The sequence below is a fragment of the Stenotrophomonas sp. P5_A9 genome, assembly GCF_056400525.1.
Map to the genome: position 1 here is coordinate 1 of NZ_JBFULC010000040.1, position 15,049 is coordinate 15,049.

Genomic DNA, 15,049 nt, shown 5'->3' on the forward strand with positions numbered 1-15,049 from the left:
CTACGGCTGTGTGCAGGTCGGCACGTACGACTTCGTGGTCGGCGACAGCCGCGACCTGGAGTTCATCCTGCGCCGGCCCTGATCGACAGGCCCGGCGCGCCGGCTCAGAAGTCGAACAGGTCCGACAGGAAACTCTCTTTTTTCTTCTTGCGGTAGCCCTGCTGGTCACCGTACTGCTGCTGACCCAGATGGCGGGTATCGCGATGCTGCACCGCCGGCGACGGTGCCTGCGGCGGCGCAACGGCGGCACGCACGGGCGCGGCCGCATCGGTGGAGCGCTCGATGATCTTGTCCAGCTCGCCACGGTCCAGCCACACCCCACGGCACTGCGGGCAGTAATCGATTTCAATGCCCTGCCGCTCGGACATCACCAGCGCCTGGGTCTTGCATACGGGGCATTGCATCGTTGTGCATCCTCATCCTGTTCCAGCCCCGACTGTACCTGCATGTGGATGACTGAAACGCAACACGCCAAGGCCATGACCATCGGCACCGGGACTTCCGGCGCGCGCCCCTGGCCCGACGCGGGGGCAGACTTTCCCCCTGTCTACAGGGATCGTCGCCGCCATGCCTTCATCCACTTCGCCCCGCGGGTGGGCTTCGCTGCTGGCCCTGTTGGGCGTGGCCATCGGCCTGAACCTGCGCGATCTCAGTGCCGCCGCCGGCCTGCCCATACCGCGCCTGCCGATGCCGTTCGGCGGCTGCCTGCTCGACAACCTGCTGGCGGTGCTGACGGCCGTGCTGCTGGCCGCGCTGCTGAAGCCGCGTGACCTGCCGCTGGCCGACAGCCTGGGCCTGCGCTGGCACGGCGCACGCGGTCCGGTGCTGGTGCTGCTGGCCACGCTGCCGTGCTGGATCGGCCTGGCCGCGCTCGGCCGGCTGGACACCGCACCGGCGCCGCTGACACTGCTCATGCTCGCGTTCGTGTTCCCACTCGCCGAAGAAATCCTCTACCGCGGCCTTGGCTTCATCTTCCTGGTGCGGGTACTGCACTGGCCGGCCTGGCTGGCGGCCCTGCCACAGGCGCTGATGTTCGGCGCCGTGCACTGGCTGGGTGCCGGCGGCCTGGACGGGGGCGCCACCGCCCTGCAGATCCTGGCATTGATCATCGTCGGCGGGCTGGCGTTTGCCTGGTTGAACCATCTGGACCGGCTCACGTTGTGGAGCGGCCTGGCCCTGCACGTTTCGCTCAACCTGGCCTGGAACCTGTTCATCCTCGATGAGGCGATGGCACTTGACTGGAAGGTCACCGCGCTGCGCCTGGCCGCCGTGGCAATGGCCGTGCTCACCCTGGCCTGTTGGCTGTGCCCTCCCGCGCAGGCTGCGCGTTAGCCAGCCGCCGCGTGCACGATCTCCTCACCGCGGCCCCCCGCATAATTGCGCGCCCTTTCCGCCCCAGCCCCAAGGAACACCGCGTCATGTTGTTGTCCAAGCGCCACGTCGCACCACGCGTGCTGTTGATCGAAGACACCGAAGACACCCGCGAGCTCAGCCGCATGGCGCTGGAAAGCCAGGCCTGCGACGTTGCCGCCGTGAGTTCGGCCGAAGCCGCGCTGGGCCTGCTGCTGGCCGGCGAGCGATTCGACCTGGTGTTCACCGATGTCTGCCTGGGCGGCCTGAGCGGGATCGACGCGGCCGAGCGGATCAAGGCGTTCCAGCCCAGCCTGCCGGTGCTGGTCACCTCCGGGCTGGACCCGGCCACGGTCACCGCGCGGCTGCGGCCCGGCATCCATTTCCTGCCCAAGCCCTATTCCATGAGCGAACTGCTGGACGCCATCCGCGCCTGCTTCGGCGACATGGAAACCGGGCAGGCCGCCTGAGGCGCGCACCCGATCAGTGGCGAGGCTTATAGCTCTTGTTGCCTGACGGCGTCAGGCAGTAACGGCCGCCACGCGGGCCCGTGCACAGCAGACCTGCGCTGCACGGACAGCTGCCCGCCGCGGCCGGGGCCGAGGGTGCGAACCGCGCGCCGCTGGCATTGACTGCGGCGCTGCACACCTTCTTCGAGGCACTGATCGAGCCATCGTTGCAGACAAACTGGCCTGCCGCACAGTGCGAGATCCCGCCCTTGCGACCGGAGCAGGGCGTGTTGCCCGCGTGCGCAGCCGCGCTGGCCATGCAAGCCAGCACTAAAAGCCAGGCCATGACGCTGCGTCGTCCGTGACCCACCATCCCGGCCCCCTGTGGCCACCGCAGCGTTGTGCCGCGGGGAAAGCCTACGCTTTCATCCGGTTTTCATCCATGGATGGCATCGTTCGCATGTGCCCTCTCCTGCCGGAACCGCACCATGCAGACCCGCCTCCTGCTGACCGCCCCCCTGCTGTTGGCCGCCGTGCTGTCGGACGCGCGCGCCGATGACTTCGTCACCTGCGAAAGCCGCGACAACCGCTACCAGTCCTGCCCACTACCTCGCGCCGGCTATGTCACCCTGGACCGCAAGCTGTCCGGCGCCGACTGCCGACAGGGCCGCAGCTGGGACTACGACCGCCGCGAGGTCTGGGTGGACGATGGGTGCAGAGGCTCGTTCCGCGTCCACGACGGTGGCGCGCGCCACGATGATGACGACCACGACAACCACGATGCCAAGGTTGCCGCCGGCGTGCTGGTCGGCGCGGCGATCCTGGGCGCGCTGGTACACAACGCCAACAAGCAGGACGACCGCTACAGCGACGATAACTACCAGGGCGCACGGCATACCTCGTACGTCCCCAGCTGGATGACCGGCGAGTTCGAGGGCTACAACCCGATCTACGGCGCCGACATCCGCATGCGCATCGACAACGACGGGCGCATGTCCGCGCAGGCGCGCGGACAGAATCTGTCCGGCTGGGTCAACGGCGGTCAGCTCAATGTCGGCGGCAGCGTGTTCGACGTCAGCCAGAGCCGCGATGGCTTTGTCACCACCGAAGTTGGCGACCGGCAGAACGAAGTGCGCTACCGCCGCGTGCGCTGACGACGGCCGACGGTCGCCAGGAGACCGCCGGCCACACGCGTCACCCGGCGGCCTTGCAGCTCATCGTGGTGCCGTAGAAATCCAGCGTGGCCTCACCCTGATGTTCCCAGAACTCCACGCCCTCGCGGGTGTAACGGCTGCCGCTGGCGGCCTGGGCCGGGAAGACGATTGCCTGGTCCCTGCCCCAGCTGACCACCGCCGCCTGCGGATCCAGTTCGTTGTAGAACATCACGCTCACCGGCTTGCTGGCGTCATCGCACTGGTACTTCACCGGCGTCGGTGCGGGCACGCCGCCACTGCCGATGTTCAGTTCAACGATCCGGGTCTGGTAGGACTCGACCAGGCAGCGGTGGCGGTCCACGGCCTGCCAGCAGGCATCGCGCCCTTTCACCCAGCCGCGCTGTTCGGCCGCGATATCCAGTTCGTCCGGGCTGGTCTGCACGCGCTTGTAGAGGGCCGCCAGTTGGCGGTCCAGCGCGGCCAGACGGGCATCACCACAGACCAGCTTCTCCGACTCGGACTGCGCCTTGGCGCAATCGAATGACGGCGGCTGCAGGGTCGGCTCGGCTGCCGTGGCGGGGGCCGCGGTGGTCGGCGCGGGCGTCGTTGCGGCATCTGGCGCGGGTGCGGGCGTGGCGGTATCGGACGGCGCAGGTTTGGAACAGGCCGCGAGCGCAAGCGCCCCCACCCCAAGCAGGACGAAACGGTTCATGGCACCTCCAACATCAGTGAGCAAAAAGACGTCCTATTGTGCGCCCCGCAAGGCCAGCGTGGTGTGCACGATCGCCTCGTTCAGGGCGTGGACGGTACAGGTGGAAACAGCACGCGCAGTGCCTGCAACGCGGCAGGATGGTAGAGGGTCTGGTGCGTTTCGGCGGGCATCGGCAGGTAATGCACGCGTACACCGGGCACCTTGCCACTCACCTGCGCGCTGAACCTTGCACTGGCCCTGGCAATGTCGGGCTGGCTGCTGCTGGCCACGAACAGCTGCTTGCCTTGCGTCGCGTGCGCGGTGAGCAACGCCACAGCGTCATCGGCCAACTGTCCACGGTTCCACCACAGGCTCGGATCCAGCGCGATGTAGCTGTCGAACAGATCCGGCTCGCGCAGCAGGGTTTCCACCACGAACAGCCCGGCCAGCGATTCGCCGATGATCGCGGTCTCATCCGTGGTTGCATAGCGCTGGTGTACCTGCGGCATCAGCTCGGTACGCAGGAAGCGCCGGAACGCGCTCGACCCGCCCACGCGCGGTGCGATCTTCCGATCCTCCGGCACGTCGGTAGGCCCGGTCATGTCGCGGCGACGCTCGGTGTTCTCGATGCCGATCAGCAGGAACGGGCGCATGCCCGCATTGCCGACCAGCACCTGGATCAGGCCGGCCACGTGCAGGAAGTCTTCGCCGATTCCGCCATCGGGCATGTACAGCACCGGCAGCGGCTGGCCTGCGGGTACGTTCCAGGCGCTTGGCCGGTAGACCGTGATCCGACGGGTTTCGCCCAGCACCTTCGAGTCGAGGGTGAAGGTCTCTCCGATCACCAGCGGCATGGCGGTGGACGCGCCTGCAGCGATGCCACGCTCGCCAGCGCGCGACACCGATGCCAGCACCATCAGCATGCAGAACAGCGCAAGGCGCATTGGGGTCCACCGCGCGCTACCTCTCAGGAATCCTGACACCTGTCGCCTTCGTTCATCGCATGGCCCATGGCCGGAACCGCATTATGCGCGACCGCATTCAGCCCGACGTTGCCGTGCCGCAACAATGAATGGCAGGCCGCGTCACGCACGGCGCTAACCCCACCCTCATGCACGTGCGACCGCTCCGTAACACCACCAGGTCCAGTGTGGATCGCACGACATCACGTCGTAATGGAGTAATGCAATGTCCAACATGCAGAACAACGAAAACAACGTCCAGAAGAATGCCGCCGCCCAGACTGACCAGCAGAAGGAGCAGGAGCGCAAGGACACGCTGGCCAAGCAGCAGAAGCAGGAACAGGGCAACAAAGACACCAGCAAGAATCCGCAGCAGAAGTAACCAATGCAGCTGCAATCAGGGTGGGGCTGCGCGACAGGCGCAGCCTCGCGGTGGTCACCGCTTTACTCCATCACACAGACCCTCTCGCGCACCGGCTGCGGCAACACCTCGATAGAGCGCGCCTCCAACTGTGCCAGGACCGCTTCCGGGCCACGCTGGCTTCGCCAGCCCAGGCCGATGCTGGCCGCACTGGCATCGTGGATGCGATCCACCACCGGCAGCGTCCAGCCACGACGGTCGTATTCGGCCAGCCACTGCGGGCAGCGCCGCGCCAGCACCGCGCGGGGGTCGCTGACCAGGCGCTCGCAGTCCTCCGGGCCGAACGGCGTCCACCCGCTGGCGATATAGCGCTGGAACATCGGACCGGTGTTGTGCAGCGCGGCCGCATGCGCATCGGCCACGTCGCGCACATCGATCCCACGGTGCAGCCGGTACAGCAGCAGGCGCTCGGGGACTTCCGGGAAGCAGCGCGACATCCGGATCACCCGCACCTGAAAGCCCGGACTGGCGGCATCTTCAAGCCAGTGTTCGGCCGCTAATTTGGAGCGGTGATAGACCGTGCGCGGCAGCGGTGGGGTGCGTTCATCGATCCAGGTGCAGCGGCCCGGCACGATCGCATGCCCGTACAGCGCCGTGGTACTGGTGAAGACGAATCGACTTGCCCCGGCCTCGCGCGCCAGCATGGCCAAGGTGCGCGTGCCTTCCACATTGACGCGGTGAAACTCGCTGTCCGGGACCAGCCCGACATGCGGCGCATGCAGCGCCGCCGAATGAATGACCGCGTCCACCCCGACCAGCGCGCTGCGCAGGGCCCGCGCGTCGGTGATGTCGGCCACGTGCCGGGTGGTATTGAAGGGGTTGCGGTCGAAACCCACGACCTCGTGCCGTGCGGCGAGCGCGCCGAAGATCGCGCGTCCGACCCGGCCAGAACTTCCTGTCAGCAGAATCTTCACTGTGTGGCACTTGGTCAGCGCCCGGGAGCTACCGGGATGGCTCGATTGTAGCCATAGTCGGTGCCGCTGGACCAAGGCCCCAGCGGCTCCGGCAGGAACGCGCACGTAGACGCCAGAACGATCAACACAGGCGGCCTCCGTACACCCGGTTTTGGCGCGATCACCCTGCCAGGGAAGCGTCGTACCATGTTGGTCTCCGCCGGACGCATTAAGCGCTCCGGCGTCCTGCACGCTCAGCCCACGATGGAACAACGATGACACTAAAGGCGTATCTGCACGATCACTTCGTGGACAAGGCCGGGTTGGCGGCACTGACCGGCACCTCCGTCGAGCAAGTCGATGCGTTGGTGATGGCAGGTGCATTGCCCCAGCCGACGTACGTCTGTGAGCAAGGCACGATCCGCTCGGCTGCGTTCGGCGTCATCCCGACCCGCGAAGTGCTGGAGGGCGCCTACTTCCGTCCCGAGTACACGCGATGGGTGCAGATTGCCCTGCGAGCGACGCCCGGCGACGAGCGCAATGCGGTGATATCGACGTTGACCAACGAGTTGCGCGATGCCCTGCAGGCATGGTTCGAGGACCCGAACGAGGTGGAAGCAAGAATCCAGGCGCTCCTGCCCCACTTCGCCAGCGGTACGTTCGGCCTGTGTGTGTCGGACCCGTCCACCGGTGCCGGCATCGTGCGAAAGGAGGTTCTGCAGGAGAAGCTCATTGCCCTCACCGGCGACGGCAGCGATCCCGCACCGTCGGACGTGTCCCCCACGGCGCTGCTGCAGCTCATCGATGACTATGCCCGCGCGGCGATGCCCTTCTCGCCGGCAGAGTACGCGCGCAGCAGCAGGAAGCGGCTGGTGGACGATCTGCGGCCACGCGTCGCCGGCCGCTGACGGGCCACGCGCGTGCGGGCGGCGAGCTTGAGCCGCTTCGTTGAGCGGTGTTTCGACGCAAAGAAGGCCGCCCATTGGGCGGCCTTCTGCTTGATGGAACCCAGTACCCAACGCACGTGGCGCTATCGGATCCTGTATTCGACCGCGCACGTCTTCGCCGCAGCGGTTCCGCTACATGTGATGGCTTTCACGGAGCCGCCAGACGGCCCCGAGGACGTCATCGTGGCACCGAGCGACGCCATATGCGTCGCCATGCGCGCCAGATTCTCGCCACCATGATCCGTCCACGTTCCTTCGACTCCCTGAAGGTCAGAGGGGATGAACTGCCCGGCGGCAGTTCGCTCGCTACCCTGTTCGGATTCGCCACTCTGATGCTCAGGATTGACGGTGATCATGACAAATGAGTCATCCTTGAAGACGACCTTGAACATAGGCCTGGTGAGGTCGCGAAAGCCGGTGTCGTTGGCGGCCAGCCGCGGCAGATCGGTTGCCGCCGTCAGCCCATGGCCCCCGACAATCTGGGAGATGACATTCACATTGCCCACCGCCGACTCAACCATCCCTCGCAGGTTCTGGTCTCGCACGTAGTCGTACGCCGTCCTGGAGCGCGCGTCCGGATTGAGTCCAAGCATGTCAACCGGGACAACGTACGTGGGTCGCAATGTTCCGCCGACTTCCACACTCCCCCCATTACCCCGGCGTATTTGTTCAACTGCAGGTGCTGGCGGTGTTTGCCGTTGCACCACCGGTCCTGCTGAACGCACGGCACGCGGAACTTCACCACCACCAGCATCGGTGCTGTCATGGCCCACGTAGTACTGTTGAATCATATTCGCACGCAGGTTGTAGACCAGGTGCGTACCCGCCCCCATCTTCACCGCTTCAGCACGGAAGTCCCGGTCGACTCTGCAGGTGTCACAGCGAATCGCGGCAGCCCCGGCGTCCCCTGTGGCGAGCCCACCTCCAATCACAGCGGCCACCCCAAACCACACGATCCTGAGCACGCATCTCTCCTGATAGCTTCGCCGTCTTCGATCACAGCATCTCTCTACGGCTAGCCCAAGTCCACGCCGGCTTCCTTAGATGGCCTCGATACTACCGCTCTGCTTCCGTCTCAGGATGTAGGAATAGTCTGGTAGCAGTGGCAATGTGCGCTGGATTGGTGCGTGACTTCGCGATCCTCCGCCGCCAGCGTGGCGCCAGGTCGAGCAAACGGGAGGGTGGAGCCACTTGAGTGCCCGGCAATTATCCCGGAGACACAAAAAAGGCGCCCATCGGGCGCCTAAGTTGTTGATGCAATTGGTGGGCCGTGATGGATTCGAACCATCGACCAAAAGATTAAAAGTCTTCTGCTCTACCGACTGAGCTAACGGCCCATTGCACGCCCCGGCATCGCTGCCGGGGGTGCGCATTCTAACCTATCTTGGCGCCAAGGCGTACCGTCCGCCGATCAAACGTAGCGGGTCGGGTCGGCCACGCCGGCCTCGGTGAAGCCCTGCGCGCGCAGGCGGCAGGCGTCGCAATGGCCGCAGGCCGCGCCGCTGTCGTCGGCGTTGTAGCAGGACACGGTCAAGCCGAAATCCACGCCCAGGCGTACGCCTTCACGCACGATGTCGGCCTTGCTCAGGAACTGCAGCGGCGCGTGGACCTGGATCCCCGCCCCTTCCACGCCGGCCTTGGTGGCCAGGTTGGCAAGGGCCTGGAAGGCCTCGATGAACTCGGGCCGGCAATCCGGGTAGCCGGAGTAATCCACTGCGTTGACGCCGCAGAAGATGTCATTGGCGCCCAGCACTTCGGCCCAGCCCAGCGCGACGGACAGCATGATGGTGTTGCGCGCGGGCACGTAGGTGACCGGGATGCCCTCGCCGCCCGCTTCGGGCACGTCGATGTCATCGGTCAGCGCCGAGCCGCCGATGCTGCGCAGGTCGACGTTGACGGTCTTGTGCGCGACCACGCCCAGCGCCTTGGACACCGCGGCGGCGGCATCGAGTTCAGAGGTGTGCCGCTGGCCATAGCGCACGCTGAGCGCATGCACGGCGAAGCCCTGTTCCTGGGCAATGGCGATGACGGCGGCGGAGTCCATGCCGCCGGACAGGAGGACGACTGCTTTCTTCATGGGGGTGTTTCCGGTGGGTTGCGGGAGCCAGCACGCTGTCCCGCGCCGGAATGACTTCAAAAAGAGGCGTGGCGAGCGGCGGACGCGCGCTCGCCGACGATCAACGGCCGGGTTCGTCGTCCCAGAGGATCTTGTGCAGCTGCATCTGGAAGCGCACCGGCAGGCGATCAGCGACGATCCAGTCGGCCAGCTCGCGCGGGCTGACCTGGCCCTTGCTCGGCGAGAACAACACCATCGCGCGTGCGTTGAGCGTGTGTTCGGCAACCATCGCCCGTGCCCACTCGTAGTCCTCGCGGCTGCACAGGACGAACTTGATCTGGTCGCGGCGGGTCAGCAGCGACAGGTTCTGCAGAAGGTTGCGGGCCATTTCGCCAGAGCCCGGGGTCTTGAGGTCGACCACGCGTGATACGCGCGGATCGACCGCGCTGACATCCAGCGCGCCGGAGGTTTCCAGCGAGACATCCAGGCCGGCATCGCACAGCTTCTCCAGCAGCACCAGGCAGCGCTTTTGCGCCAGCGGCTCGCCCCCGGTCACGCAGACGTGGTGGACACCCTGGGCCAGGACCTCGGCGACGATCGCGTCGATGTCCCACCAGGTGCCGCCATGGAACGCGTAGGCGGTGTCGCAATAGGTGCAGCGCAGCGGGCAGCCGGTCAGGCGCACGAACACGGTCGGCCAGCCGGCGGTGTCGGCCTCGCCCTGCAGCGAGGTGAAGATCTCGGTGATCTTCAGGCGCGGCAACGGCGACTGCACGATCTCGCTGGGGAGCGCGGCGGCGGCGGACAAGGAGACGGTCATGGCGGTGATTCTTGGGTACGGCTGCGGAAACGGCTATAGCCGAGCATGGCTCGGCTCTACGGGAGCCCCGATATCGGGGAGATGCAACCGGCGATTATACCGGCCCGGGCGCGTGGAGCGACCCGGCGCGGTTCAGCGGATCTGCTGACCCAGCCGGATCGACTGGAGACGGTCCTGCGCGGTGCGCGCGGCGTCGGAGCCGGGATAGGTGGATACCACCTGTTCCAGGGTTGCCTGGGCCTGGTCGACCTTGCCTTCGCCATACTGCGACAGGCCGATCTTGAGCAGGCCACCGGACGCCTTGTCGTGGGTCGGGTAGCGCGAGATGAGGTCGCGGAACTGCGCCTCAGCCAGCGGGAAATTTCGGGTGGCGTAGTAACTCTCACCCAGCCAATACAGGGCATTGGGGGTGTAGACGCCGTTGGGGTACAGCTCGAGGAAGCTCAGGAACAGCTGCGCCGAATCATCGTACTTGCCGGCCTTGAGCGAATTGAACGCGACGTTGTACGCAGTGCGCTCATCGCCACTGGCCGACAGACTGCCAGCGTCCCCATGCACGGAAGGCGGCCGCTCGGAAGCGGCCGTTGCCGGTATCGGGGGTGCTGCGACGGGCTTGGGCGCGGCGGCAGCGGGTGCGGCGGGCAGCACGGGGGCGCCGCCTTCGAGACGGTTCAGGCGGCTGTCCAGGTCCAGGTACTGGTCCTTGGCAGACTGCTTGAGCTGCTCGTTGTCATGTTGCAACTGCTCTACCTGCGACTGCAGCGCCTGCATCTGCGTGCGGAGCTGGTTGAGCTGGTTGAGCATGTCCATGTTGGACTGGTTGTTCTGCACCTGCTGCTCAAGCGAACCGACCCGGTCGGCCAGGCTCTGGCGCTGCGCATTGGCCGGAGCGGCAGCCACGAGGGCTGCCGCAACGATCATCGATAGAAATCGAAAGCGCATCTATTACTGAGCCGTGTACACGATCTCGACGCGACGGTTCTGCGACCAGCAGGACTCGCCCGACTCGGTGCAGACCGGACGCTCTTCGCCGTAGGACACGACGGTCAGCTGCGAAGCCGAGCCACCGTTGGCCTGCAGGGCGGAGTTGACGCCATTGCCACGACGCTCGCCCAGGGCCTGGTTGTACGCGCGCGAACCGCGCTCGTCGGTGTGGCCCTGTAGGGTGATGCGCGAGGACGGACGGTCACGCAGGTACTTGGCGTGGCAGGCCATGATGGCCTGGAATTCCGGCTTCACTTCTTCCTTGTCCAGGTCGAAGTACACCACGCGCTGGCGCAGGCAGGAATCGGTATCCAGGTCGCCCGGGCCGTACAGGCCGGAGGTCGACGGACCGGTCGGGGTGGAGGTCGAGGAGCCGGTGTCAACCGGGGCTGCCGGCTGTTCCTTCACCTTCTTCGAGCAACCGGCCAGGGCGGCCACGGACAACAGGGAGACAAGCAGAACTCGGGTGGACTTGTTCATGGCGATACCTTTGAGGCTCCTAAAGCCGGATGAGGGATGAATACGGTGGAAATCTTAACACTCTGTTAGCGCTTTGTACGGTAAGGCGACCAAGAAGGCTCACGAACATCACCGTCTGCCAGCACCAGCCGCTGGCGCACGCGCGCATCGGCCGAGACGGCATACAACACTCCACGACCACCCTCACGGGCGGCGTACAACACCATGCTTGCATTGGGCGCAAAGCTAGGCGATTCGTCCAGCGAACCCGGGGACAGCGTGCTCCAGCGCGGGGAGCCCAGGCTGCTGTCCATCATCGCGATCTTGTAGGTGTTGCCGCTGCCCTGGGCCACCACCAGCTTCTTACCGTCGAAGGACAGGCTCGGGGTGGCGTTGTAGTTGCCCTGGAAGGTCACGCGCGAGGCGCTGCCACCGCTGGAGGACACCTGGTAGATCTGCGGGCGGCCGCCGCGGTCGGAGGTGAAGTAGACGTTGGAACCGTCGGCACTCCAGGTCGGCTCGGTGTCGATGGCGAAATGGTTGGTCAGCTGGGTCAGCTGCTTGCTGCCCAGGTCCATCACGTAGATTTCCGGGTTGCCGCTGCGCGACAGCGACAGGGCCAGACGACGCCCGTCCGGGGAGAACGACGGCGCGCTGTTGATGCCACGGAAGCTGGTGACCAGTTCACGGGCGCCGGTGGAGATGTTCTGGATGTAGATCGCCGAATTGCCACGCTCGAAGCTGACGTAGGCCAGGCGGTTGCCATCCGGGCTCCACGACGGGGACAGCAGCGGTTCGGCCGAGCGCACGATGGTCTGCGGGTTGAAGCCGTCCGAATCGGCCACCATCAGCGCATAGCGCATGGCATCGCCCTTGCCGCTGGCGGTGACATAGGCGATGCGGGTCCAGAAGGCGCCACGCACCCCGGTGATCTTCTCGTAGATGGCGTCGGCCATCTGGTGGGCGACATCGCGCATCGCGTTGCCGCGGGCGGTCATCGCCAGGCCGAGCAGGCGCTCACCCTTGGGCACGTCGTACAGCTCGTACTCGACCCGGTAGGCGCCGGCACCGGCGTCCATGACGCGGCCGACCACGATGTAGTTCTGCTTCAGCGCGCGCCAGGTGGCGAACTGGATCTCGCTGCCACGGCTGGGCTTTTCCACGATCTGCGCTTCGGGCAGGGTGCGGAACTGGCCCGAACGCTCCAGGTCGGCCCGGACCACGGACGCCACGTCGGTCTGTGGTGCACCGGCCGAGCCCTGGTACGGCATGGGCACGACGGTAATGGGGGTAGCGGAGGCGTTGCCGCCGATGATGTCGATATCCAGCCCCTTCTGCTGCGCCAGGGCAGCAAAGGGCAACAACAGGGCCGCAACAACGGCAAGCCAACGAGGCATCTTCTTCATGGAGCACTCAAGAGAGGGAAACCGGAACGAGGGATAACAGGGCGGCGGTGAACCGTTTCGCAATCATGAACCAAGGGTACGTGAAAGCGGAGTCACCGCCCGGCAAAACTCACAGCCCGTTAACGAGCGGGACGGAAAACCGCCCACTCCACCGCACGGACGATCAGTCCTGGGCGGTGAAGTTGAAGTTGATCGTGCGCTGGAAGACGGTCTCGAACCCGCGGTACGGCAGCGGCTGGGCGTTGAGCACGGCCGCTTCGATCGAGCGCTTGCCGGCCTCGTCGAACGCGCAGTTGCCCACGACCTTGGCCTGGATGACCTGCCCGCCCGGAATCTGGGTGATCGAGACCTGGCACTTCTGGCCCAGCGGGACCGAATCGGGACGGGTCCACTGCCCCTTCACCTTCTGCTGGATCGCCGCGGCGTACTTGGCCGACAGATCGTCACTGGTGCCGCCGGCACCGGAGGCCGGCTTGGCGGTGCCGGTGGCGCCGGTAGTGGCGGCCGTACCGCTGGCGGCACGCGCGGCGGTCACCTGGCGCAGCTTCTGCTCGGCCAGCTTGGCTTCGTTTTCAGCCTGGGCGCGCTTGCGGCGGATCTCGGCCAGCTTCTTGTCCTTCTCGGCTTCGGCCTTGGCGTCATTGGCCTTCTGTTCCTGCTCGGCCAGCTTCTTCTTCTGGTCGGCCTCTTCCTGCTGCTTGGCCAGGCGCAGCTTCTGCTCGGCCTGTTCCTGGCGCTTGCGCTCGGTCAGGTCGATCTGTTCCTGGCGGCGCTTGGCTTCCTGTTCCTGCTTGGCCTTTTCGGCGGCGATCGACAACGCGCTCACCGCGTCCTGGTCGACCGTGTCGGGCTGGGCCACGCGCTCCTGGGCCTGTTGCTGCTGCGGCGTGGGCGCATCCTGCGGACGCGGCTCCTCGATCGGCTGCGGCGGCGGCACGGTGTCTTCGGGAATCGGCTCGGGCGGCGGGACGGGCTCAGGCAGGTCCGGCAGCTTTTCCGAGGCACGCAGCGCCTGGCGCGCAGCGGCCGCCTCGGAGGCGGACAACTGCATGCTGGCCTCGATCGCCGGGTCGCCGGCGGCGGCCTCGGTGGTGCGCTGCGGCGACCACAGCCACGCGCCGATGAACACCAGCGCGAGCAGCAGGTGCACCAGCAGCGCGAGGACGATCGGCAGCCCCCACTCGTTCTGCGCTTGGCGCTGCGGTGGCAGGGCTTCAGCGTGCATCGGTCGCCAGGCCCACCTTTTCGACGTTGGCGCGCTTGATCACGTCCATTGCCGCGATCACCTTTTCATACGACACAGCCTTGTCGGCGGCGACGATCACGCGCAGGTTCTTGTCCTGCGCGGCCAGCGCGCCCAGCTGCGCCTGCAGCTGGCCGGCGTCCATCAAGGCCGGTTCCTTGGCCTCGGGCACCTTCAGGCTGAGCTGCCCGTCCAGGCGCACCGACACGATGACCGGGTCCTGCTTGCTTTCCAGGGCCTTGGCCTGGGAGTTGGGCAGGTCGACATCGAAGCTCAGCGTGAGCAGCGGCGCGGTGACCATGAAGATGATCAGCAGCACCAGCATAACGTCGATGTACGGCACGACGTTGATTTCGGATTTGAGCTTGCGGCGCTTGCGGCGGCCGAGGGCAGCAGTCATGGCAGGGTCCTTGTGCTGGGGCGCTTACTCGTCGCCCGCGCTCTGGCGCTGCAGAATCGAGCTGAACTCTTCTGCGAAGGTTTCAAAACGGACCGACATGCGCTCCACGCGGGTGGTGAAGCGGTTGTAGGCCCACACGGCCGGGATCGCCACGAACAGGCCGATGGCGGTGGCGAACAGGGCTTCGGAGATGCCCGGCGCGACCGAGGCGATGCCAGCCTGTTCACCGCTGTTGATCATGTCGTGCATGGTCACCATGATGCCGAACACGGTACCGACCAGACCCACGTAGGGCGCGGTGGAGCCGATGTTGGCCAGCAGTTCCAGGCTGCGTTCCATCTGGTCCACTTCACGGGTGTAAGTGGTGCGCATGGCGCGCTGGGCGCCTTCAAGCTGGGCACGACCGTCCAGCCGGCGCTTGTCGCGCAGGCGGGTGAATTCGCGGAAGCCGGCTTCGAAGATCGCCTCCAGGCCGCCCACCTTGCGGTTGCGGTCGGTGGCCGAGCTGTACAGCTTGCCCAGGTCCGCACCGGACCAGAAGCGGCTTTCGAACTCGTCGGCCTCGCGGTTGGCGGCGTTGAACACGCGCGCCTTGCGGAAGATGATCACCCAGCTGATGAACGACCCGGCCAGCAGCAGCAGCACGATGATCTTCACCGGCAGGCTGGCCTTGATCATCAGGTCCAGGTAATTGATGCCACCGCCATGCGCGGCCTGCGCGACAGTCTGCGCCGCGGCGCTGGTGACTTCCTGCGGCAGCGCTTCGGTCACCGTGGCCTGCAGGGCCAGGAGCATTGCGATCATCCGTTGTTCC

At 66.2% G+C, this 15,049-nt stretch carries 19 protein-coding genes and 1 tRNA gene; 6 read left to right on the forward strand and 14 right to left on the reverse strand.

From position 1 onward, the window contains the following. Window positions 1-104: 104 nt before the first annotated feature. Entirely contained in the window at window positions 105-404 is a 300-nt protein-coding gene (locus AC1DR7_RS13390; RefSeq protein ID WP_256776885.1) for a TFIIB-type zinc ribbon-containing protein, read from the reverse strand. A 163-nt stretch (window positions 405-567) separates the two neighbouring features. Here AC1DR7_RS13390 and AC1DR7_RS13395 point away from each other — a divergent pair, with 163 nt between their 5' ends. The 4 genes from AC1DR7_RS13395 to AC1DR7_RS13410 all read left to right on the forward strand — a co-directional run bounded on the left by AC1DR7_RS13395 (window position 568) and on the right by AC1DR7_RS13410 (window position 2,953). Further along, a complete protein-coding gene (locus AC1DR7_RS13395; RefSeq protein ID WP_457319575.1) occupies window positions 568-1,332 on the forward strand; it encodes a CPBP family glutamic-type intramembrane protease in 765 nt (254 codons plus the stop codon). Between the two features lie 86 nt (window positions 1,333-1,418). Then, window positions 1,419-1,820, forward strand: a complete 402-nt coding sequence (locus tag AC1DR7_RS13400) for a response regulator (protein WP_256776887.1) — start codon at window positions 1,419-1,421, stop codon at window positions 1,818-1,820. A gap of 80 nt (window positions 1,821-1,900) precedes the next feature. Next, window positions 1,901-2,164 carry a hypothetical protein gene (locus tag AC1DR7_RS13405; RefSeq protein WP_478052207.1) on the forward strand — a complete coding sequence of 88 codons (264 nt, stop codon included), beginning with the start codon at window positions 1,901-1,903 and terminating at the stop codon, window positions 2,162-2,164. A 123-nt stretch (window positions 2,165-2,287) separates the two neighbouring features. Further along, entirely contained in the window at window positions 2,288-2,953 is a 666-nt protein-coding gene (locus tag AC1DR7_RS13410; protein ID WP_256776889.1) for a DUF3011 domain-containing protein, read from the forward strand. Window positions 2,954-2,993: 40 nt separating this feature from the next. On the opposite strand, the gene AC1DR7_RS13415 is transcribed toward AC1DR7_RS13410, so the two are convergent. After that, complete coding sequence (locus tag AC1DR7_RS13415; RefSeq protein WP_457319576.1) at window positions 2,994-3,665, reverse strand: MliC family protein; 672 nt, start codon at window positions 3,663-3,665, stop codon at window positions 2,994-2,996. Between the two features lie 80 nt (window positions 3,666-3,745). After that, window positions 3,746-4,588 (reverse strand): alpha/beta hydrolase, encoded by an 843-nt coding sequence (locus tag AC1DR7_RS13420; protein WP_457319577.1) that lies wholly within the window; start codon window positions 4,586-4,588, stop codon window positions 3,746-3,748. A gap of 244 nt (window positions 4,589-4,832) precedes the next feature. Between AC1DR7_RS13420 and AC1DR7_RS13425 the strand changes: the two genes are divergently transcribed. After that, on the forward strand, window positions 4,833-4,988 hold the full coding sequence (locus tag AC1DR7_RS13425; RefSeq protein ID WP_256776892.1) for a hypothetical protein: 156 nt from the start codon (window positions 4,833-4,835) through the stop codon (window positions 4,986-4,988). Between the two features lie 62 nt (window positions 4,989-5,050). On the opposite strand, the gene AC1DR7_RS13430 is transcribed toward AC1DR7_RS13425, so the two are convergent. Then, the gene (locus tag AC1DR7_RS13430) at window positions 5,051-5,941 is read right to left on the reverse strand and encodes an NAD-dependent epimerase/dehydratase family protein (RefSeq protein WP_457319261.1); all 891 of its coding nucleotides are present in this window, start codon (window positions 5,939-5,941) and stop codon (window positions 5,051-5,053) included. 287 nt (window positions 5,942-6,228) lie between these two features. On the opposite strand from AC1DR7_RS13430, the gene AC1DR7_RS13435 reads away from it, so the two are divergent. After that, entirely contained in the window at window positions 6,229-6,828 is a 600-nt protein-coding gene (locus tag AC1DR7_RS13435) for a DUF6058 family natural product biosynthesis protein (protein ID WP_457319260.1), read from the forward strand. A gap of 122 nt (window positions 6,829-6,950) precedes the next feature. Here AC1DR7_RS13435 and AC1DR7_RS13440 read toward each other — a convergent pair whose 3' ends face one another. The 10 genes from AC1DR7_RS13440 to tolQ form a co-directional block, all read right to left on the reverse strand. Beyond that, window positions 6,951-7,832: a hypothetical protein gene (locus AC1DR7_RS13440; RefSeq protein WP_457319259.1), complete on the reverse strand. Its 882-nt coding sequence runs from the start codon at window positions 7,830-7,832 to the stop codon at window positions 6,951-6,953. Window positions 7,833-8,128: 296 nt separating this feature from the next. Beyond that, window positions 8,129-8,204: transfer RNA gene (locus tag AC1DR7_RS13445), tRNA-Lys, on the reverse strand. A 74-nt stretch (window positions 8,205-8,278) separates the two neighbouring features. Continuing rightward, complete coding sequence (gene queC, locus AC1DR7_RS13450; RefSeq protein WP_256775466.1) at window positions 8,279-8,944, reverse strand: 7-cyano-7-deazaguanine synthase QueC; 666 nt, start codon at window positions 8,942-8,944, stop codon at window positions 8,279-8,281. A gap of 100 nt (window positions 8,945-9,044) precedes the next feature. Continuing rightward, entirely contained in the window at window positions 9,045-9,743 is a 699-nt protein-coding gene (queE, locus tag AC1DR7_RS13455) for a 7-carboxy-7-deazaguanine synthase QueE (protein WP_457319258.1), read from the reverse strand. Window positions 9,744-9,875: 132 nt separating this feature from the next. Continuing rightward, on the reverse strand, window positions 9,876-10,685 hold the full coding sequence (gene ybgF / locus AC1DR7_RS13460) for a tol-pal system protein YbgF (protein ID WP_256775468.1): 810 nt from the start codon (window positions 10,683-10,685) through the stop codon (window positions 9,876-9,878). A 3-nt stretch (window positions 10,686-10,688) separates the two neighbouring features. Continuing rightward, entirely contained in the window at window positions 10,689-11,207 is a 519-nt protein-coding gene (pal, locus tag AC1DR7_RS13465; RefSeq protein WP_256775469.1) for a peptidoglycan-associated lipoprotein Pal, read from the reverse strand. A 65-nt stretch (window positions 11,208-11,272) separates the two neighbouring features. Then, window positions 11,273-12,592 carry a Tol-Pal system beta propeller repeat protein TolB gene (tolB, locus tag AC1DR7_RS13470; RefSeq protein WP_457319257.1) on the reverse strand — a complete coding sequence of 440 codons (1,320 nt, stop codon included), beginning with the start codon at window positions 12,590-12,592 and terminating at the stop codon, window positions 11,273-11,275. 163 nt (window positions 12,593-12,755) lie between these two features. Continuing rightward, window positions 12,756-13,817 carry a cell envelope integrity protein TolA gene (tolA, locus tag AC1DR7_RS13475; protein WP_256775471.1) on the reverse strand — a complete coding sequence of 354 codons (1,062 nt, stop codon included), beginning with the start codon at window positions 13,815-13,817 and terminating at the stop codon, window positions 12,756-12,758. Beyond that, on the reverse strand, window positions 13,807-14,235 hold the full coding sequence (gene tolR / locus AC1DR7_RS13480) for a protein TolR (protein ID WP_312239337.1): 429 nt from the start codon (window positions 14,233-14,235) through the stop codon (window positions 13,807-13,809). The genes tolA and tolR overlap by 11 nt, the downstream gene beginning before the upstream one ends. A 24-nt stretch (window positions 14,236-14,259) precedes the next feature. Continuing rightward, window positions 14,260-15,039 (reverse strand): protein TolQ, encoded by a 780-nt coding sequence (gene tolQ / locus AC1DR7_RS13485; RefSeq protein WP_137190120.1) that lies wholly within the window; start codon window positions 15,037-15,039, stop codon window positions 14,260-14,262. Window positions 15,040-15,049 lie beyond the last annotated feature (10 nt).